This is a genomic window from Streptomyces sp. AgN23, assembly GCF_001598115.1.
Taxonomy (GTDB): domain Bacteria; phylum Actinomycetota; class Actinomycetes; order Streptomycetales; family Streptomycetaceae; genus Streptomyces; species Streptomyces antimycoticus.
Genome location: NZ_CP007153.1, coordinates 6,479,567 through 6,498,669 on the forward strand (window position 1 = coordinate 6,479,567; position 19,103 = coordinate 6,498,669).

Annotated in this window: 18 protein-coding genes and 2 pseudogenes; 12 read left to right on the plus strand and 8 right to left on the minus strand. The window is 72.1% G+C overall.

Annotated features, from left to right (window positions below; genetic code table 11):
- Positions 1 to 9 precede the first annotated feature (9 nt).
- Complete coding sequence (gene gvpJ, locus AS97_RS28235) at positions 10 to 498, minus strand: gas vesicle protein GvpJ (RefSeq protein WP_059144697.1); 489 nt, start codon at positions 496 to 498, stop codon at positions 10 to 12.
- 26 nt (positions 499 to 524) lie between these two features.
- Positions 525 to 836 (minus strand): gas vesicle protein GvpO, encoded by a 312-nt coding sequence (gene gvpO, locus AS97_RS28240; RefSeq protein ID WP_059144771.1) that lies wholly within the window; start codon positions 834 to 836, stop codon positions 525 to 527.
- A gap of 266 nt (positions 837 to 1,102) precedes the next feature.
- Here gvpO and mfd point away from each other — a divergent pair, with 266 nt between their 5' ends.
- Positions 1,103 to 4,672, plus strand: a complete 3,570-nt coding sequence (gene mfd / locus AS97_RS28245; protein ID WP_059144696.1) for a transcription-repair coupling factor — start codon at positions 1,103 to 1,105, stop codon at positions 4,670 to 4,672.
- Positions 4,673 to 4,711: 39 nt separating this feature from the next.
- Positions 4,712 to 4,915 carry a hypothetical protein gene (locus AS97_RS28250; protein ID WP_210565873.1) on the plus strand — a complete coding sequence of 68 codons (204 nt, stop codon included), beginning with the start codon at positions 4,712 to 4,714 and terminating at the stop codon, positions 4,913 to 4,915.
- A 253-nt stretch (positions 4,916 to 5,168) separates the two neighbouring features.
- Here the strand turns inward: AS97_RS28250 and AS97_RS28255 are convergent, their stop codons facing one another.
- Positions 5,169 to 6,704 (minus strand): helix-turn-helix domain-containing protein, encoded by a 1,536-nt coding sequence (locus AS97_RS28255; protein ID WP_210565874.1) that lies wholly within the window; start codon positions 6,702 to 6,704, stop codon positions 5,169 to 5,171.
- Positions 6,705 to 6,806: 102 nt separating this feature from the next.
- Here AS97_RS28255 and AS97_RS28260 point away from each other — a divergent pair, with 102 nt between their 5' ends.
- The 3 genes from AS97_RS28260 (at position 6,807) to AS97_RS28270 (ending at position 8,000) form a co-directional block, all read left to right on the plus strand.
- Complete coding sequence (locus tag AS97_RS28260) at positions 6,807 to 7,319, plus strand: hypothetical protein (RefSeq protein WP_086705800.1); 513 nt, start codon at positions 6,807 to 6,809, stop codon at positions 7,317 to 7,319.
- Between the two features lie 166 nt (positions 7,320 to 7,485).
- Positions 7,486 to 7,848 carry a DUF1330 domain-containing protein gene (locus AS97_RS28265; protein WP_210565875.1) on the plus strand — a complete coding sequence of 121 codons (363 nt, stop codon included), beginning with the start codon at positions 7,486 to 7,488 and terminating at the stop codon, positions 7,846 to 7,848.
- A gap of 8 nt (positions 7,849 to 7,856) precedes the next feature.
- The gene (locus AS97_RS28270) at positions 7,857 to 8,000 is read left to right on the plus strand and encodes a hypothetical protein (RefSeq protein WP_210565876.1); all 144 of its coding nucleotides are present in this window, start codon (positions 7,857 to 7,859) and stop codon (positions 7,998 to 8,000) included.
- 161 nt (positions 8,001 to 8,161) lie between these two features.
- On the opposite strand, the gene AS97_RS28275 is transcribed toward AS97_RS28270, so the two are convergent.
- The gene (locus AS97_RS28275) at positions 8,162 to 10,060 is read right to left on the minus strand and encodes a gamma-glutamyltransferase (RefSeq protein ID WP_210565877.1); all 1,899 of its coding nucleotides are present in this window, start codon (positions 10,058 to 10,060) and stop codon (positions 8,162 to 8,164) included.
- Between the two features lie 168 nt (positions 10,061 to 10,228).
- A complete protein-coding gene (locus tag AS97_RS28280) occupies positions 10,229 to 11,254 on the minus strand; it encodes an ABC transporter ATP-binding protein (RefSeq protein ID WP_210565878.1) in 1,026 nt (341 codons plus the stop codon).
- Positions 11,255 to 11,284: 30 nt separating this feature from the next.
- Here AS97_RS28280 and AS97_RS49065 point away from each other — a divergent pair.
- From AS97_RS49065 to AS97_RS28290, 3 genes and pseudogenes are all read left to right on the plus strand, one after another.
- Positions 11,285 to 11,464: pseudogene (locus tag AS97_RS49065) on the plus strand (zinc ribbon domain-containing protein); the annotation flags it as partial.
- 54 nt (positions 11,465 to 11,518) lie between these two features.
- Positions 11,519 to 11,647 (plus strand): annotated as a pseudogene (locus AS97_RS48670) (winged helix-turn-helix domain-containing protein); the annotation flags it as partial.
- Between the two features lie 87 nt (positions 11,648 to 11,734).
- On the plus strand, positions 11,735 to 12,169 hold the full coding sequence (locus AS97_RS28290) for an FCD domain-containing protein (RefSeq protein ID WP_247204517.1): 435 nt from the start codon (positions 11,735 to 11,737) through the stop codon (positions 12,167 to 12,169).
- 38 nt (positions 12,170 to 12,207) lie between these two features.
- On the opposite strand, the gene AS97_RS28295 is transcribed toward AS97_RS28290, so the two are convergent.
- Positions 12,208 to 12,798: a hypothetical protein gene (locus AS97_RS28295; RefSeq protein ID WP_125761512.1), complete on the minus strand. Its 591-nt coding sequence runs from the start codon at positions 12,796 to 12,798 to the stop codon at positions 12,208 to 12,210.
- 167 nt (positions 12,799 to 12,965) lie between these two features.
- Positions 12,966 to 13,952 carry a LysR family transcriptional regulator gene (locus tag AS97_RS28300; RefSeq protein WP_107119248.1) on the minus strand — a complete coding sequence of 329 codons (987 nt, stop codon included), beginning with the start codon at positions 13,950 to 13,952 and terminating at the stop codon, positions 12,966 to 12,968.
- An 85-nt stretch (positions 13,953 to 14,037) separates the two neighbouring features.
- On the opposite strand from AS97_RS28300, the gene AS97_RS28305 reads away from it, so the two are divergent.
- On the plus strand, positions 14,038 to 14,919 hold the full coding sequence (locus AS97_RS28305) for a serine hydrolase (RefSeq protein ID WP_210567295.1): 882 nt from the start codon (positions 14,038 to 14,040) through the stop codon (positions 14,917 to 14,919).
- 83 nt (positions 14,920 to 15,002) lie between these two features.
- On the plus strand, positions 15,003 to 15,983 hold the full coding sequence (locus AS97_RS28310) for an MBL fold metallo-hydrolase (RefSeq protein WP_210565879.1): 981 nt from the start codon (positions 15,003 to 15,005) through the stop codon (positions 15,981 to 15,983).
- A gap of 96 nt (positions 15,984 to 16,079) precedes the next feature.
- Here the strand turns inward: AS97_RS28310 and AS97_RS28315 are convergent, their stop codons facing one another.
- Complete coding sequence (locus AS97_RS28315) at positions 16,080 to 16,832, minus strand: SDR family oxidoreductase (RefSeq protein ID WP_086710881.1); 753 nt, start codon at positions 16,830 to 16,832, stop codon at positions 16,080 to 16,082.
- Between the two features lie 184 nt (positions 16,833 to 17,016).
- Here AS97_RS28315 and AS97_RS28320 point away from each other — a divergent pair, with 184 nt between their 5' ends.
- Positions 17,017 to 17,931 (plus strand): LysR family transcriptional regulator, encoded by a 915-nt coding sequence (locus AS97_RS28320; RefSeq protein ID WP_125761409.1) that lies wholly within the window; start codon positions 17,017 to 17,019, stop codon positions 17,929 to 17,931.
- Between the two features lie 268 nt (positions 17,932 to 18,199).
- Positions 18,200 to 19,027 carry a calcium-binding protein gene (locus AS97_RS28325; RefSeq protein ID WP_349017606.1) on the plus strand — a complete coding sequence of 276 codons (828 nt, stop codon included), beginning with the start codon at positions 18,200 to 18,202 and terminating at the stop codon, positions 19,025 to 19,027.
- Positions 19,028 to 19,103 lie beyond the last annotated feature (76 nt).

The following is a 19,103-nucleotide window of genomic DNA, read 5'->3' on the forward strand; positions in this document are numbered from 1 at the left end:
ATTCATCGGTCAGTCCTCCTCGGAAGAAGCGGGGCGGCGGCGGGAGCGGGCGCCGGTGGCGGCGGTGCGCCGCCGGGGGCGGCTCTCCTGCTCCTCCCTCTCCTCTTCCTCCTCGTCGTCGCCGACCCCGACGGCGTGCTTGACCTTCTCTCCCACGCCTTTCACCGCCGTCTTGGCCTTCTTCTTGCCGATGCCGGCGGCCATCCCGCCGGCCGCGCTCCCGCCGCCCCCGACCCCGCCCAGCAGTTCGGGAACGGTCGTGCTGCTGCGGTCGAATTCGAGGTCCAAGCGGTTGCAGGCTTCGGCGAAGCGGAGGTAGGTGTCCACGCTGGCGACCACGATGCGGGCGTCGATCTTCAGGATCTCGATGCCGACGAGGGAGACCCGGATGAAGACGTCGATCACCATGCCCCGGTCGAGGATGAGTTCCAGGACGTCGTAGAGGGTGCCGGTCCGCTGAACGCAGACGACCTCTTCCGTGTACGTGCCAGTGGGCATCTCGGGGCGTCCTTTCGGCTGTCGTCTCAGCAGTCGTCGGCCGCACCGCGCCGGTAGCGGCGGACCCTCCGGTATTCCTGGAGTTCGCCCCGCTCGTCGACGCGCACCTCGTAGGTGGCCAGCAGACTGGTGGTGTCGGGGATCCGGGCGACCTCGAGGACGTCCACGCTGACGACCCAGCCGTCCTCGTGACGGGTCACCCCGCTGACGCCCTCGGGCTCATGGACGATCAGTGAGGCGAGCTGGTCGCACGCCTGCCGGGCGGCCTCGGCCGGCCGGGGTGGCCGGGACCTGGGGCTCGTCCTGGTGCCCGTGGGGCGCGATTCTCGCTCTGCCATGTGTATCAGTGTGCTCACAGGGCGTGTCCGGCCGCCTGTCGTGATGGGCCAGACGTGGGGGCCAGACGTGATGGGCCTGTCGTGATGGGCCAGACGTGGGGGCCAATACGCCCGCCCGGCCCCCGCCCGGTTCGGGACGCACCGGGCGGGGGCTGCGAGCCGGCCCGGCGTAGTTGTCGTCGGGTGGCCGTACTCTGGAAGACCCCCGGCCCGTGAGACGTGTCGGGTCGTTCGCGTTGTCCGCCTCCGGGATGGAATACCCCTTTATGAGCCTCACCGGTCTGCTCGACGTCGTCGTTAGGGACCCCGCGCTCGCCGAGGCGGTGCGCGGCGCCGCCGACGGCAATCGTCCCCACGTCGATCTGGTCGGCCCGCCGGCCGCCCGCCCGTTCGCCGTCGCCGCGCTGGCGCGCTCCGCCGGCCGTCCCGTGCTCGCGGTGACCGCCACCGGCCGGGAGGCGGAGGATCTGGCGGCCGCGCTGCGCTCGCTGATGCCGCCAGGACGCGAAAACACAGTGGTGGAGTACCCGTCCTGGGAGACGCTGCCGCATGAGCGGCTCTCCCCGCGCTCGGACACGGTCGGGCGGCGCCTCGCGGTGCTGCGCAGGCTGGCCCATCCGCGCCAGGACGATCCGACGGCGGGCCCGGTCTCGGTCGTCGTCGCGCCCGTCCGATCCGTACTGCAGCCGCAGGTCAAGGGGCTGGGGGACCTGGAGCCGGTGAGCCTGCGGGCCGGCGGGACCGCCGATCTGGAGGAGATCGTGGACGGGCTCGCGGCCGCCGCGTACTCCCGGGTGGAGCTGGTGGAGAAGCGCGGCGAGTTCGCCGTGCGCGGCGGCATCCTGGACGTCTTCCCGCCGACCGAGGAGCATCCGCTCCGGATCGAGTTCTGGGGCGACGACGTCGAGGAGATCCGCTACTTCAAGGTGGCCGACCAGCGCTCCCTGGAGGTCGCCGAGCACGGCCTGTGGGCCCCGCCCTGCCGGGAGCTGCTGCTGACCGACCAGGTGCGGGAGCGGGCCGCGGCCCTCGCCGAGGCCCATCCCGAGCTGGGTGAGCTGCTCGGCAAGATCGCCGAGGGGATCGCGGTCGAGGGCATGGAGTCCCTGGCCCCCGTCCTGGTGGACGAGATGGAGCTGCTGCTGGACGTCCTCCCGAAGGGCAGCATGACGGTCGTCTGCGACCCGGAGCGGGTGCGCACCCGGGCGGCCGACCTGGTGGCCACCAGCCAGGAGTTCCTGCAGGCGTCCTGGGCGGCCACGGCCGGGGGAGGCGAGGCCCCGATCGACGTCGGCGCGGCCTCCCTGTGGGGCATCGCGGACGTCCGCGACCGGGCCCGTGACCTGGGCATGATGTGGTGGTCGGTGAGCCCGTTCGCGGCCGACGAGGAGCTGACGCGGACACTTGCCGCTGACGCGGCGGGGGACACCGTCAAGCTGGGCATGCGCGCCACCGAGAGCTACCGCGGCGACACCGCCCGGGCGCTGGCCGACACCAAGGGCTGGCTCGCCGACGGCTGGCGCACGGTCTATGTGACCGAGGGCCACGGCCCCGCCTCCCGCACCGTCGAGGTGCTCGGCAGCGAGGGGATCGCGGCCCGGCTGGACGGCGACCTCACCGAGATCAAGCCGTCCGTCGTGCATGTGTCCTGCGGTTCGATCGACTACGGCTTCGTCGACCCGGCCCTGAAGCTGGCCGTGCTGACCGAGACGGATCTGTCCGGGCAGAAGGCCGCGGGCAAGGACGGGGCGCGGATGCCCGCGCGCCGCCGTAAGACCATCGATCCGCTCACCCTCGAAGCGGGCGACTTCATCGTCCACGAGCAGCACGGCGTGGGCCGCTACATCGAGATGGTGCAGCGCACCGTCCAGGGCGCCACCCGTGAGTATCTGGTGGTGGAGTACGCCCCGGCCAAGCGCGGCCAGCCCGGCGACCGGCTCTTCGTCCCCACCGACCAACTGGAGCAGGTCACCAAGTACGTGGGCGGGGAGGCGCCGACCCTGCACCGGCTCGGCGGGGCCGACTGGACCAAGACCAAGGCGCGCGCCAAGAAGGCCGTCAAGGAGATCGCCGCCGACCTGATCAAGCTCTACTCCGCCCGGATGGCGGCGCCCGGCCATGCCTTCGGCGCGGACACCCCCTGGCAGCGGGAGCTGGAGGACGCCTTCCCGTACGCGGAGACCCCCGATCAGCTCACCACCATCGCCGAGGTCAAGGAGGACATGGAGAAGTCGGTTCCGATGGACCGGCTGATCTGCGGCGACGTCGGCTACGGCAAGACCGAGATCGCGGTCCGCGCGGCCTTCAAGGCGGTCCAGGACGGCAAGCAGGTCGCGGTGCTGGTGCCCACGACCCTGCTGGTGCAGCAGCACCTCGGCACCTTCGGCGAGCGGTACGGCCAGTTCCCCGTCAATGTCAGGGCGCTCTCCCGCTTCCAGACCGACACCGAGGCCAAGGCGGTGCTGGAGGGACTGAAGGACGGCGCGGTCGACATCGTCATCGGCACCCACCGGCTCTTCTCCTCCGAGACCAAGTTCAAGGACCTGGGCCTGGTCATCGTGGACGAGGAGCAGCGCTTCGGCGTCGAGCACAAGGAGCAGCTCAAGAAGCTCCGCGCCAATGTGGATGTGCTGACCATGTCCGCCACCCCCATCCCGCGCACCCTGGAGATGGCGGTCACCGGCATCCGCGAGATGTCCACGATCACCACCCCGCCGGAGGAGCGCCACCCGGTGCTGACCTTCGTCGGGCCGTACGAGCAGAAGCAGATCGGCGCGGCGATCCGCCGTGAGCTGCTCCGCGAGGGCCAGGTCTTCTACATCCACAACCGGGTGGAGTCCATCGACCGGGCCGCGGCGAAGCTGCGCGAGATCGTCCCCGAGGCGCGGATCGCCACCGCCCACGGCCAGATGTCGGAGACCGCCCTGGAGCAGGTCGTGGTCGACTTCTGGGAGAAGAAGTTCGATGTGCTGGTCTCCACGACGATCGTCGAGTCCGGTATCGACATCTCCAACGCCAACACCCTGATCGTCGAGCGCGGTGACAACTTCGGTCTCTCCCAGCTCCACCAGCTCCGCGGCCGGGTCGGCCGCGGTCGCGACCGCGGTTACGCGTACTTCCTCTACCCGCCCGAGAAGCCGCTCACCGAGACCGCCCATGAGCGGCTGGCCACCATCGCCCAGCACACCGAGATGGGCGCGGGCATGTATGTGGCGATGAAGGACCTGGAGATCCGCGGCGCGGGCAATCTGCTCGGCGGCGAGCAGTCCGGCCATATCGCGGGCGTCGGCTTCGACCTCTACGTCCGGATGGTCGGCGAGGCCGTCGCCGACTACCGGGCCTCGATCGAGGAGCGCGACGGCGAGGCCGAGGAAGCGCCGCTGGAGGTCAAGATCGAGCTGCCGGTCGACGCACACGTCCCGCACGACTACGCTCCCGGCGAGCGGCTGCGCCTCCAGGCGTACCGCGCCATCGCCTCCGCCACCAGCGAGGACGACATCCGCGCCGTCCGCGAGGAGCTCACCGACCGCTACGGCAAGCTCCCCGAACCGGTGGAGAACCTCCTCCTGGTCGCGGGCCTGCGCCTGCTGGCCCGCGCCTGCGGCGTCACCGACATCACCCTCCAGGGCTCCAACATCCGCTTCTCCCCGGTGGAGCTCCGCGAATCCCAGGAGCTGCGCCTGGGGCGCCTCTACCAGCGCTCGGTGATCAAACCGGCCACCAAGCAGGTCCTGGTCCCCCGCCCCGCAACCGCCCGAATCGGCGGAAAGCCGCTGGTGGGGCGGGAGCTGCTGGCATGGACGGGAGAGTTCCTGACGTCGATTCTCGGGTCGTGAGGGTGCGGCTCGATCACTTAAGCTCGCGTCGACGACGCCGTGGCCGCGCCGGCCGGGGCGTCGATCGAGGCGATCGGTATCCAGCCGCTCCTCATACGCATGGGGGAGCCGCGGAGCCAGGTCTCGGGCTACGACGCTGCGTACGTCGCGGCGGCGGAGGTGTACCAGGCTCCGCTGATTACCGGCGCCGCCAGACTGAGCCGTTGCACCATGGCGCGCTGCGAGATCGAAATCATCGGCTGACCGCCCGGGCCGGGCGGGACAGGGGCGGGCCGCGCGCGACACCCCCGTCGTCGCGCGGCGGCCGCCCCGGATCGTGAGGCCCGGCGGGCTGGGCCAGTTCAGGACATTAGGCGGGCGCGGCTGCGGGGGCGAGGAACGATGTGCACAGTGAGGGTGTGCGGTGGTTCCCGTTCGAACGGTGAGTGCTCTGGTCAACGGTGAGTACGGCCGCGAACCGGGAGTGCGTTGAGGCGAATCGCGGTGCCCCGGCTCCTCAGAGCGAGCCCAGTGCCCGCATCGCCAGCCACAGTTCGTACTTCGCGCTCGGCGCGGTCAGCAGGGACCGGCCCAGCACGTCCTCTGCCCTGGTCAGGCGCTTGCGCGCGCCCGGTAGCGAGATGCCGAGGGCGGCGGCCGCCGCGGGGAGGCGGGCGTCGGCGCGCAGCCAGGTGCGTACGGTCTCCAGACCGGCCGTGGGCCTGGCCTGTTCCAGGGGGCGTAGCTGGGCCCGGGCCCAGGTCCCGGCGGCGGGTGTGCCCAGCACCGTGTCCAGCGTGGCGGTGGGCCCCGGCGGGGCCTGGGCGCGGGCCGCCGCGGCCTGGGGCGCGGTGTGCAGCCGCAGGGCGAGCCAGGCTGCCGACTGCGCGGCCAGGCTGCGGCTGACCTCCACGCCCAGCAGCTCATCGAGATGGCGCAGCCGCGCGGCGAGCGTATTGCGATGGATCTTCAGATGACGGCTGGCCGCTCCACCGAAGCTGAGCCAGGACCCGAGCGTGCCCAGCAGCTCCTGCGGGCCGGGGTCGGCGCGGCGGGCCGGGGCGTAGCGCAGGCAGGGCGCCAGGAGTTCACTCGCCCACAGATACCCCTCCGGGCCCGCCAGTACGGTCACATCCACGTCGCCGCCGAAACCGGCGCGGCGCTCGGGCGCGTTACGGGCCACCGCAAGCGCGTGGATGGCCTGCTCATAGGCGGTCGGCGTATCCCGCAGCGCGACCGCCGCGCTCACCCCGACCCGGCACTCGGGCACCAGGCGGACGATCAGCAGGTCCAGCGATGCGGGGAGTGGGGGGTGAGGGCCGTCGCTCACCTCGGCGGCCGGGCCCGTCGTCTCCGGCGGTACGAGCGCGAGGAGGTGGTTCGGGCGTACCGGGCACGGCACGATCCACGCCGCGCCGCCTGCCTCGCGGTCGATCCGCCGGGCGATCTCGCGCCGCCGGGGGTGCGGGCACTCGATCACATACATCTGGACCACCGCGGGCAGCGCGGGCCGCAGCGCCCCGGCGATCCGCTGCGCGGCGGGCACGCTGCCCACCATCAGCAGATGCAGCACCGCCTCCCGGCTGTGCTCCTCGGCCGACTCGATCCGCCGCCGCGCCCGTTCGGCCTGCTCCAGCCGCCAGCACAGGGCGAGGGTGCGCGCGGCGTCGGCGAGCAGCATTCCGCAGTGCGGATCGTCCGGCCCGATGACGGCCAGATATGTGCTCGGGTCGGTGTCGAGCGCGATCAGATGCACCGGGGGCCCCTCGCCCCCGCCCAGCACGGCGGACGGCGCCCCGCGCCGGTGCAGCTCGACGGCCGCGTCGGCGGCCGGCCGCGCCACCGCCGGGTCGTGTTCCCCACCCGGCCCGGCCAGCACCCGGCCGGTGTCCCCGACCAGCACGGCCGGGCCCCCGGTGCGCCGGGTCAGCCAGCCGAGCATGTCCCGTACCGCCCCGCGCCTGGAGGCCAGCCGGGCGAGGGCGAGAACATTGTCGGCGCGGTCGGCGCGGTCGGCGCGATCGGCGCGCACGTCGGAGGGCGAGGCGGGCATGAAACAGCACATTAGTTCCGATCGCCTGGGTTCCCGAAGGGGCTCGGACCGGTCTGCGGAATCGGCGGCGGCCAGGGGAAGGGGCGCGGCTAGGCTCGGCCGGTGTCCACTGTCATAGCCGCCATGATCACCGCCGTTGTCGGCATCCTCGGCACCCTCTTCGCGCCCCTTCTCCAGCAGCGCATGACGGCACGTCAACGAGAGGAGGACGCGCGTACGGAGGACCGGCGGCGCCGCTTCGAGGAGCGCCGGACCGCCTACACCGCAATGAACCGCGCCTCCCGGCAGTTCCACACACTCCTCAAGGACGCGCTGCACCGGATCCGCGACGGCGTGTACACGGACGAGGACCGCGTCCGGCTGGAGGAGGCCCGCCGCGACTACCGCGACCGTTACGCCGAGGCGCAGATGATCGTCCCCGAGCGGGTCCTGGAGGCGTCCCGCGCGCTCAACACGGTGCTCGCCGGGATCGACGCGCAGGCCAAACGGATCGACCGGGGCCTGCAGCGCGACGGCGAGACGGCGGCGGGCGCGCTGCTGGAGTTGAAGGAGGCCGAGCCCCGGCTGGCGACGATGCGCCGGATCATGCGGGAGGACCTGGGCATCCTCGACTGAGGCCCGGGGCCCGGTCGGCCACCGCATCCGGCGCCCCCGCCATGACCTCAGGGGTAATCGACGCCCCGGGCGTGGCGCGGCAGGCTGATCCGTGTCCGCCGCAGACACCGGACCGGACCCGACCGCCGATCAGCCCGGAGCACATGCCGGAGCACTTGGAGGAGCCATGCCCGCCGCCTACGCGCTCGCGCATCTGCACGGCCGCAGTCCGCACCCCGACGTCATCGAGTACCTGGAGCGGATCCAGGCCACCCTCGACCCCTTCCACGGCCGCTTCCGCATCCACGGCGGCGAGCTGGAGGTGGTCGAGGGGGAGTGGCCGGGCAGTGTGGTGCTGATCGAGTTCCCGGGCGGGATGACGGACGCCCGCGCTTGGTACGCCTCGCCCGCGTATCAGGACATCCTGCCGCTGCGCACGGACCACATCGAGGGCGTCGTGGTCCTGGTCGAGGGCGTCGACCCCGGCTACGACCCGCTGAAGCGAGCCGAGAAGCTCCGGTCCGCGGACCCCAGCGGGTACGCCCGCTGAGCGCTCCGATGGAAGTGCCGCGATGCGTCGTCGGCCGACTGCGGCGCCGTCGTGGCTGGTCCCACGCGGCGGAGCCGCACATCGACACAGCCGCGGCGGAGCCGCACATCGGCACCGCCCCGCGCCCCTTCGGGGCGCTGCCCGAACCGTAGCGGACTTCCTCCGACCTGCTTGGCGCGCACGCCACCCGGCGGGTCTTTCCCACGCCCCTGGGGGCGACGCGGCCGGGGGCTGGGGCGGAGCCCCCCACGCGGCGGAGCCGCATATCGATGCTGCGGGAAGGGGCGGGGAGGGGAGCAGCCCGCCGCCGGCGTCAGCGCCCCACCGCGTACCCCTGCGCGCCCCGCGGATTGGCGGCGGCCAGCAGGACGCCCGTCTCGGGGTCGCGGGCGACCGCGCACAGCCGTCCCTCCGACCAGGGCTCGCCGACCACCACGTCGTGGGCGCGGCGGCGCAGCTCCGCGACGGCGGGCCCGTCGATCCGGGACTCCACGACGACCCGTCCCGCCGTCATCGCCCGTGGGTGGAAGGAGCTGGGGAAGGACTCCTGGTGCCAGTTGGGGGCGTCGATGGCGCCCTGCAGATCCAGGCCGGAGCGCACCGGCGCCCGCAGCGCGACCGCGAGGAAGAAGTGCGTGCTCCACTGGTCCTGCTGATCGCCGCCCGGCGTCCCGAAGGCCATGACGGGGGTGTCGCCGCGCAGTGCGAGCGAGGGGGTGAGCGTGGTGCGGGGGCGGCGGCCGGGGGTGAGGGAGCTGGGCAGTCCGGGGTCCAGCCAGGTCATCTGGAGCCGGGTGCCGAGCGGGAAGCCGAGCGCGGGAATGACGGGGTTGGACTGCAGCCAGCCGCCGCTGGGCGTGGCCGCGACCATGTTGCCCCAGCGGTCCACGACGTCGAGATGGCAGGTGTCGCCCCGCGTCACCCCGTCCGGCCCGACGGCCGGTTCGCCGTCGGCCCGTTCGCCCGGAGCCGGTCCCCCGACCGCCGGTCCTCCGCCGAGGGCCGGTCCCAGGTCCGGACCGCCGACCGTCGGCTCCCCGCCGCCGGGCCCGGCGGCCGGTCCGGGCGCCCCGGAGGCCGCGCGGGCCACGGCGGCCAGCGCCTGCCTGCTCAGCCGCGGCGTACGGCCCCCGGGGCGCCCGGGACGCAGCTCGTACGAGGCCGCCTCACCGATCAGCTTCCGCCGCTCGTCGTTGTACGGGCGGGAGAGCAGCTCCGCCAGCGGCACGTCGGCGGCGTCCCCGTACCACGCCTCCCGGTCGGCCATGGCCAGCTTGCCGCCCTCGATCAGGGTGTGCAGGAAGTCGGGCGTGCCCAGGTCGTCCGCGCTCAGCCCGTCCGGCAGCAGGGCGAGCTGCTGCAGCAGCACCGGCCCCTGGCTCCAGGGCCCGGCCTTGCATACGGTCCAGCCGTTCCAGGAGTGGCTGACCGGCGCCTCGTATGTGGCCTCGAAGGCGGCCAGGTCGTCCCCGGTGAGCGTCCCCGCGTGGCGCTGCCCGGACGAGTCCATCGCGGGCCGGGCCGCCGCGTCCGCCAGCTCCTTCGCGATGAAGCCCTCGCGCCAGACCCGGCGGGCCGCCTCGATCTGTGCCTCGCGCCCCGCCGCGGCCGCCTCCGCCTCGGCGATCAGCCGCCGCCAGGTGGCGGCCAGCGCGGGGTTGGTGAGCAGCCGCCCGGCGGCGGGGGACTCCCCGCCCGGCAGATACAGCTCGGCCGAGGTCGTCCACTCGGTCTCGAACAGCTCCCGCACCGCCTCGACCGTCTCCCCGATCCGCTCGACCGCGGGGTGGCCGTGCTCGGCGTAGCCGATCGCGTACCGCAGCACCTCGGCGAGCCGCTTCGTCCCGTGGTCGCGCAGCAGCACCATCCAGGCGTCGAACGCCCCGGGCACCGCCGCCGCGAGCGGGCCGGTGCCCGGGACGAGGTCGAGGCCGAGCGCCGTGTAGTGGTCGATGGTGGCCCCGGCGGGGGCCGGGCCCTGGCCGCACAGCACGGTGGGTTCGCCGCCTGCCGGGGCGAGGATGATCGGCACCTCACCGGCGGGCCCGTTCAGATGCGGCTCGACCACATGGAGGACGAACCCGGCGGCCACGGCCGCGTCGAAGGCGTTGCCGCCGTCCTCCAGGACGGCCATGGCGGACTGCGAGGCCAGCCAGTGGGTGGAGGACACCATGCCATGGGTGCCCTGCAGGGTGGGCCGGGTGGTGAACATGCGGCGAGCTCCTGATCTCGTACGGGGGCAGGTGCGCGGGCGGGGCTCAGGGGGCTGAGGCGGCTGAGGTGTCCTCAGGGGGCCGGGGTGGCTCAGAGGGCCGAGGCGTCCTCAGGGAGCCGGAGCGTTCTCATGGGGCGGAGGTGTCCTTATGGGGCATGGGCATGGTCATGGTGCCGAGGCGTCCGGCGCGGTTCCGTCGTCCGCCACCAGATGGCAGGAGACCTGCCGACCCCCGCCGCCCGCAAGTCCGCGCAGCGCGGGCGGCTCGGTGCGGCAGCGGTCGACGGCGAGCGGACAGCGGGTGTGGAAGCGGCAGCCCGGGGGCGGATCCAGCGGGCTGGGCAGCTCCCCGCTGAGCACGATCCGGGCGCGCGACCGCTGCGCGGCCGGGTCCGGCACCGGCGCCGCGGACAGCAGCGCCTGGGTGTACGGATGCTTGGGGCCGGCGAACAGCTCGGCGGCCGGGGCCTGTTCCACCAACTGCCCCAGATACATCACCGCGATCCGGTCGGCGAGGTACTCGACGGCGGCCAGGTCATGGGTGATGAACAGACAGCCGAAGCGCCGCTCCCGCTGCAGATCCGCCAGCAGATTGAGCACGGACGCCTGGGCGGAGACGTCCAGCGCCGACGTCGGCTCGTCGGCCACCAGCAGCTGTGGGTCGACCGACAGCGCGCGGGCGATCGAGACCCGCTGCCGCTGCCCGCCGGAGAGCTCATGGGGCCGCCGCCGCGCCAGTTCGGGCCGCAGCCCCACCTGGGCCAGCAGCGCGGCGACCCGGTCGCGCAGGGCGTCGCCGGAGGCCAGGCGGTGCAGTCGCAGCGGCTGGGCGACGATGGCGCCCACGGTCATCCGGGGGTCGAGCGAGGAGGACGGGTCCTGGAAGACCAGATGGAAGTCCTTGCGCAGTGGACGCAGCGCCCGCTTCGAGAGCCGGGTCACCTCGCGGCCGTTGATCGTCACGCTGCCCGCGGTCGGCCGGTCCAGCCGTACGGCGCACCGCCCCACTGTGGACTTGCCGCTGCCGGACTCCCCGACCAGGCCGACGATCTCGCCCCGGCCGATGCTGAGGCTGACCCCGTCGACCGCCTTGACGGTGCCGGCCGGGCCGGTGAAGTGGCGGACGAGGCCGCTGATGTCGAGCACGGCGTCGTCCCGCGGCGCCTCCACGGACGTGACGGCGGCGGTCATCGGGTCTCTCCTTCGTGGAAACCCCGGTCTTCAGGCCGGACCTGGACGTGCGACTGCGGGGCGACCCACGACCGGGACGTGAACGCGGCGAAGAACATCCTGGCCGTCGGACTGACGGCGTCTGTCTGTGGAGCTGGTGTAAGACCTCAACGGAGTACTCCGGGCGGGCAGTCGGTGACGAAGCAGAAACCCCTGCGGCGCGAGCCGTAGGAATCCCCCTCCTTTTAGGAGGGGGAGGAAGTCAAGAGGCAGCCTCCTGATCAGCTGCCGCCCGGTTCCCGCGTCCCCCCGGAGCGGGAGCTGGCGGAGAGCCTCGGCGTCTCCCGGGGCTCGGTCCGCGAGGCGCTGCGCGCCCTCGCCTCCCGTGGACTGGTCGCCCGGCGCCCCGGCTCCGGCACCGTCGTACTCGACCCGGGGGCCACCCCGCACGGCGACATCCTCGCCTCGGGGCTCGACGCCACGGCGGAGCTGCTGCAGGTCATGGAGGTGCGCGCGTGTATCGAGCCCTCGGTGACCGCGCGGGCCGCCCGGCGTGCCACCCCCGCCGACATCGTTCAGCTGCACGCCCTGCTGGACGCGATGCGACGGGAGCCCACGCGGCGGGAGTTCACCGACCTGGACCGCACCTTCCACCGCGCCATCGCCCAGTACACCCGCAACCCGCTGCTGCTGCGGCTGCTGGACCGGGTCTACGAGATCGGTGAGCCGGGGCGGCGCGAGAACTCGCTGTCCGCCGCCCGCCGGCGCGCCACGATCGAGGAGCACCAGGCCATCCTGCGGGCGATCGAGGCGCGCGACCCGGAGGCGGCCCGGGCCGCCTCCGAGACGCATCTGGACTCGGTGCTGCACCGGATCGAGGAGCAGCGGCGGCGTGCGGAGGCGCGGGGCGGCGGAGTCGGGGCGGCGGGCGCCTGAGACACCGGGAGTTGAACCCGGCTGTCCGACGACAGACCCTAGGGGCGGACGTACCGGTCGGGGTTGCCCTGCGGCCAGTTGATGGTCAGGCTCTGGCCGTCACCGCTGACCACCGCGGTGCCGCCGGAGATGGTCTCGCCCTGGCAGGTCATGGAGACGGCCATGTTCGCGCTGATCGTCCCGGGGCAGGACTTGCCCTGGTACCCCACGGTCAGGGAGCCGCCGGTCACGGTCATGACGAGGGGCTTGCCGTTCGGATCGCGCACCTGGGAGTACCACGTGCCCTGCACGCTCGCCGGGGCGCCCGCGCGGGTCGGCGCGGGGGCCTGCGTCTTCGGGGCCGTGCGGCGGGGCGCCGGGGTGACGCTGTCGGCGGTGCGGGTGGTCCGGGGGCTGCTCGGGCTCGTGCTGGGGCTCTTCCCGGCGGGCTTCGTACGGCTCGGGCTGGGGCTCGCACCGGTGGGGGTGGCGGACGCGGTGCCGCGTTCCGAGCCGTCGCCCTTCTGGGTGGCCGCGGCCTTGTCGGAAGTGCCGGACGACCGGGCGCCCTTGTCGTCGTTGCCGCAGCCGGTCAGCGCCAGAGCCAGCACCGTGACGGCCACGGTGGCGGCCGCATTTATTTTCCGCACGAGAATCCCTGATATTCCTGAGTGAACGGGGAAGGCATGAGGGAAGATCTTGACAGGCGGATCCGTACAACTCCATGGGTTCCGGAAATGTTCTCCAGGAAAGGTGAACTGTAATCCGGATCAGTTTCTTGGTGCGCTTTCTCGCGGCGCTTTCCTGCGAGGGATTCTCACGGTGTCGCCGGACCGGCGCCGGGCTCGAAGACCACCGACCACGGCCGGGGTCGGCCGGTCTCCTCCAAAGGCGTGAGCAGCCGGTTGGGCGGGTCTTCCCGCGCGATGACCTCCGCGGCGATCCGGGCGAACGGAGCTGCCGCTGGATGGCCCGAATGCGCAGGCCACACGGCGGACATCCACAGCATCAGCGGCCGGCCGGCCAGCGGGCGCCAGGCGGCCCGCGGCTCCTTGCCCGCCACCCGCCCGTCGTCGAACGCCACCCCGCGTCCCGATGCCACCAGCCCCAGCAGGAATTCCGGATTACGGGCATGACGGACCGCGGGCGGGGTGAAACCGCCCTCCCGGCAGATATCGAGAATCCGGTCGTACCACCCCGGCGCCGCGGCCCGGGGAAAGAGAAACAGCTCATGGCCGGTAAGGTCCGCCAGCGCCACCTCGGAAAGGCGGGCCAACGGAGAGGAACGGGGCAGGACGACCCCCAACTCGACCCCGGCGGACGGTCCCACCACGAGATCGTCGGCGTCCGCCACGGGGTGGTGCACCAGCCCCACGTCGAGCCGGGCGGCGGCGAGCAGCCGCACCTGCTCGGCCGTGTCGACCTCCTGAAGGTCGATCCGCAACCCCGGGAACTCCTCCGCGCACGCCGACAGCAGGGCGTGCAGCGTCCGGGCGGGCGTCTGCGACGGTACGCCCGCCCGCAGCGTGCCCAGCTCCCCGTCGCGGACCCGCGCCATGACCGTACGCAGCCGCTCCTCGCGGCCGAGCAGTTCGCGCGCCTCCTCCAGCAGCAGCGCACCGGCGGCGGTGAGCCGCACCTGGCGGGCCGAGCGGTCGAACAGCTCCAGCCCCAACTCCCGCTCCAGCCGCCGGATGGACTGGCTCAGCGGCGGCTGTGCCATGCCGAGGAGATCGGCGGCGCGGCTGAAGTGCAGCTCCTCCGCGACGACAATGAACAGGCGCAGGTGGCGTATGAGATCCACCGGCCGACCCTATGCGACGCCGGAGGGGTGAGGGGGAGCGTTGGACAAGGGGGAAACAGGGGCCCCGGTGCCGGTGGACACGGCGCTGGCCGAGAAGCGGATCGCGGAGGTGTTCGCGGCGGCGGACGCCGAGGGCCGGCTGCACGCGGTGGACATCGACGCACCCGGGCGCGAACTCGGCCTCGGCGTGGACGACCAGGTCGTCATCGCGTCCGTGTTCAAGATCCTGCTGGTGCTGGAGTTCGCCCGGCAGGCCGGCGCCGGACAGCTCGACCCCCGCGAACGGGTCGTCATCACCGCCCCCGACCGCCTCGGCGGCTGGGGCACCGCGGGCTGCGCCGACGACGTCGAGATGTCCCTGCGCGACCTGGCGTACTTCGCCCTGTCGGTGAGCGACAACTCCGCGGCGGACGCGCTGATGCGCCGGATCGGCCTCGATACGGTGCGGCTGCTGGCGGCCGAACTCGGCCTGGGCCGCACGCGGATCGTCGGCGGGCCCCGGGAACTGCTGGAGTCGATGTTCGAGGACGCGGGCGCGACGGACGAGGCGGAGTTCGCCGCCGTCTATCCGACGCTGACCTTCGAGCGGCTGCGCCGCTTCCGCGTCCTGGACCCCCGGCACACCACCTCCAGCACACCCCGCGACATCACCACCCTGCTGGGCCTGATCTGGCGGGACCGGGCAGGTTCCCCGGCGGCATGCGCGCTGGTACGGGAGTTGATGTCCCGGCAGGTCTTCCGTCAGCGGCTGGCCTCCGGCTTCCCCGATGACGTGCTGGTCGCGGCGAAGACGGGCACGCTGCCGAGCCTGCATATCGAGGCGGGCGTCGTCCGCTACCCGGACGGCGGCCGGTACGCGGTCGCCGTGTTCGCCCGTACGGCCTCGGCCGCGGCGGCACGTACGGCGGTGGACGCGGCGATCGGGCGGGCGGCGCGGCTGGCGGTGGACGCGCTCAGACGCCGCTGACCTGGCCTGATACGGAACCGGATATGGCTGTGGTGCCGCGACGATCTTGGACGGTGGCCCGGGGGAGCTGCTCTGCTGTGCCCATGACCGCCAACAGAGCATCGCGCTTCAACCGCCGTCTGCTGATCCGGGGAGCGGCGGCCGGCGCGGCCGTACCCGCCGTCCTTCCCACGGCCGCCCGGGCGGCCACGGGGACGGCACCGAGCGCCCCCAGGCCCTCCGACGCGAAGACTTCGAACGCGACCTTCCAATGGCTCGGTACGAGCGGCTGGCGCATCGACATCGGCGGCGGGCGCACGATCCTCTTCGATCCCTATCTGAGCCGCTTCGAAACCGGGCTCTTCAAGAAGAGCTTCAATCCGAAGACGCCGCTGACCACGGACGCCACGACGATCGACCGCCATAGGGGAAGCCCCGAGCTGATCCTGGTCAGCCACAGCCACTGGGACCACCTCAACGACGTCCCCTATATCGCCGCGGCCGCCCCAAAGGCGCGGATCGTCGGCACCGAGACCACGTACCACCTGCTCCGGGCCCTCGGCGTCGACAAGGCCCGGATCGCCGTGGTCAGGGGCGGTGAGGTGCTGGACTTCGACGGCCTGGTGGTCGAGGCGGTCTCCAGCCGCCACAGCCGTAACGACTCCTACGGCTACTTCGCCCCCGGCACCCTCACCGGCCCTCCGCCCCGCCCCCAGACCGTCTCCGACCTCCCGGAAGGCGACACCCTCGCCTTCCACCTGACGCTGCCCGATGGGCTCTCGGCCTTCCTCATGGGAGCGAGCGACTTCAGCGAACGGGACGCCGCCGGTCTGCGCCCCGACGTGGCCATGATCGCCACCCCCAGCACCCCCGCCACTCACCGCTACACCCCCCGCCTGCTGAAGGCGCTCGGCCACCCCGCCACCGTGGTCCCCGTGCACTGGGACAACTTCGAACTCCCCCTGGACGAGGGCGCCCACCGCGATCCCACGATCGACCTGGACGGTTTCATCGCCCGGATCCGCGAGGCCAGCCCCGGCTCCCGCGTCCTGCTGCCGGAGTACGCGACGCCGTACCGCTTCTGACCCGCTCGGTCGTGAACGACCTGGCTCGGCCGCGAACGCCGGGCTCGTCCCTGAGCGACCGGGCCCGTGCGGCGCGTCCCCAGGACGGCGCATCGCCTACGACCTGATCCCCACACCCCCACCCACGACGAGGTTCTCCCCCGTGACGAAGCCGGCCGCGTCCGAGGCCAGGAACGCCACGACTTCGGCGACCTCTTCGCTCGTCCCGAACCTCCCGAGGGGGACCTGGGAGACCGTGGCCTCGGCGGCCTCCTCCAGCATTTCGGCCGGCATCCCTTGTTTGGCCCAGATTCCGGTGTCGATCGGGCCGGGGCTGACGGCGTTGACGCGAATGCGTCGGGGAGCGAGTTCAAGGGCGAGTGACGGCACCATGGAAAGCAGGGCTCCCTTGGTGGCGGTGCTGACAGCTGCCCCGCCGGGAATTCCCCTGGTGGCGCCGATTCCTACGTTGAAGATGATGGAACCTCCGTCACGGAGCAGCGGGAGAGCCTTTTGGAGGGTGAAGAACTGGCCTTTGACGTTGACGCTGAAAAGGTCGTCGTAGGCGGTCTCGTCGAATACGTCGGCTTCGATCGGTAGCATGCGGACGATGGCGGCATTGAGAAATACGACATCGAGTCCGCCGAAGCGCTCACGGATTTCCTCGACGACGCGGTCGGTCTCGGCCAGTGAGCGGGCGTCGGCGCGCACCACGACCACGCCTTCGGGGAATTCTTTCTCGGCCGCGGCGATGGTGTCGGGATTCTGCCCGGTGACGACCACCTGATATCCGCGACGATGAAGCGATTCGGCGGTGGCCTTGCCGATTCCACTGGTGCCACCGGTGATCAGCGCTACGGGTGCGGACATATGTCTCTCCTCGCAGGTACAGGAAAAAGGGGGGAACTGCTGCGGATGCGTACGCCACGCTAGGAACGGCCCTGGACCCGCGTCCAAGGCCTGTTCCGCATGCGGAGATACGACTCAGGCATCACCCCAGCTCAGGGGGATTGCGCAGTAGCGTCCGGCGGGTCGGTGCGGCTAGCGTGAGGGCATGGCAGACACGCCGCCTCCGGTGGATCTCGATCTTCGGCTGGTGCGGTATTTCACCGTCGTCGCCGAATACCGGCACTTCCGCCGCGCCGCCGAGGCCCTCCACATCACCCAGCCGTCCCTGAGCCGGCAGATCCGTCAGCTCGAACGACAGCTGGGGGCCAGGCTGATCGACCGCACCCCGCAGGGCAGCAAGCTCACCGAGGCCGGCGAGGTCTTCCTGTCCCGCGCCAAGGCGCTGCTGCGATCCGCCGCCCAGGCCGCGGCCCACACCCGGGCCGTCGCCGAGCCGAGCCGGATCACCATCGGCTACATCATGAACGTCATCGTCACCCCGGCGGTGCGCGAGCTGCGCCACCGGAACCCGGACGCCGACGTCCGCACTCTGCATCTGACCTGGAACGACGCACGGGCCGCCCTGCTCGACCACCGGGTGGACGCGGCGGTGACCCGGCTGCCGTTCCCGACCGGTGATCTGCAGGTGACGGTCCTCTACGACGAGCCCCGGGTGCTGGTGGTGCCCTTCGACCACCCGTTGGCCGGGAAGGAGTCGGTCACCGTCGCCGACATCGCCGATGAACCCCTGATCCGGGGGGCCGACCCGGTCTGGAACGCCTTCTGGCGCATCGACCCCCGCCCCGACGGCAGCCGCGCACCCGACGGCCCGCTCGCCGAGGGCGTGGAGGACAAGCTCGAACTCATCGCCTCCGGCCAGGCCGTGACCATCGCACCCGGCGCCTACGGCCAGGGCCTCCGCCCCGATCTCGCCACCGTCCCGCTGCACGGGGTCGAGCCGAGTCACGTGGTGCTGGCCACCCGCGCCGACGACAACAGCCGCCTTGTGACGGCCTTCCGTAAGTACGCCCGGGCCCACCTCACCGGTCCGCCTTCGGCCGGCTCAACGGCCACTCGGTGAACAAAGAGTTAAGCGGCTCACAATAGGCGGTTGCCGCGATGGAACTTTTCATCGCGCAACTACCTTGGAAAAAGGGGATGACCTGCGCCTGCGGGAAACTAGGGGATTCCCGGTGCAACCGCTTGCCGTCAATCTCGGTCTACCTGGGCGATCGGAAACACCAAATCGCCGATGACCGGCGCCCGGTGATCGTATCGGCGCTTTCTCCGCCGGTTTGATCGGCACTGATAGCACGAAGGGCCACACCCCTATGCGCATGTACCGGACCATGGCCGCTGCGGCCACCCTCGCCCTCGCCCTGGGGGGAGCCGCTCTCGCGGCGCCCGCCGCCCAGGCGGCCGCGACGACCTCGGGCTCCCTCGTCCACGAGGACGGTGAGCTCTGGTACAAGGCCGCCGCGGGACAGAAGAACAACCTGTCGGTCTCCGAGCAGATCGTCAGCCGTGGGGAATTCGAGGAATACTACGTCCTCACCTTCCGCGACAACGGTGATATCACCATCGACGCGGAAGCGGCGGACTGGGACGAGTGCACCTACCCGACCGCGGGCGATCACACCGTCGCCCAGTGCGCGGTGCTCATCCCGCAGAACTCCGACGACTCGGATAACTACGACGTCGACCTCGGTGACGGCGACGACACCATCAAGCTCGACGCCGACAGTTCGGCCTACGCCGGAATTCACGGTGGCGCCGGCGACGACGTCCTCAAGGGCAACGCGGCGCCGATGTTCTACGGCGAGGACGGCGACGACCAGATCGACGGCGGCGGCGGTGTCATGGGCTTCGGCGCCTACGGCGGCGACGGCGACGACACCATCACCAACTGCGTGCAGGAATGCCACGGTGACGCCGGCGACGACACCATCACCGGCGGCGCCGAGGACAACATCCTGCGCGGCGGCACCGGCAAGGACATCCTGCGCGGCGGCAAGGGCGCCGACGCCATCTACGGCGACCAGGACGACGACACGCTGTACGGCGAGGACGGCAACGACACGATCTACGGCAACAGCGGCAACGACGTGCTGTGGGGCGGCCGGGGCACTGACACCCTCTCCGGCGGCCCGGGGCGCAACGAGGTTCACCAGGACTAGCTTCACCACGGTCAGGTCCACCGGGACCAGGTCCATCTGACGGCAGGGCTTCCCGAGCGGCTCGGGGCCCTGCCGT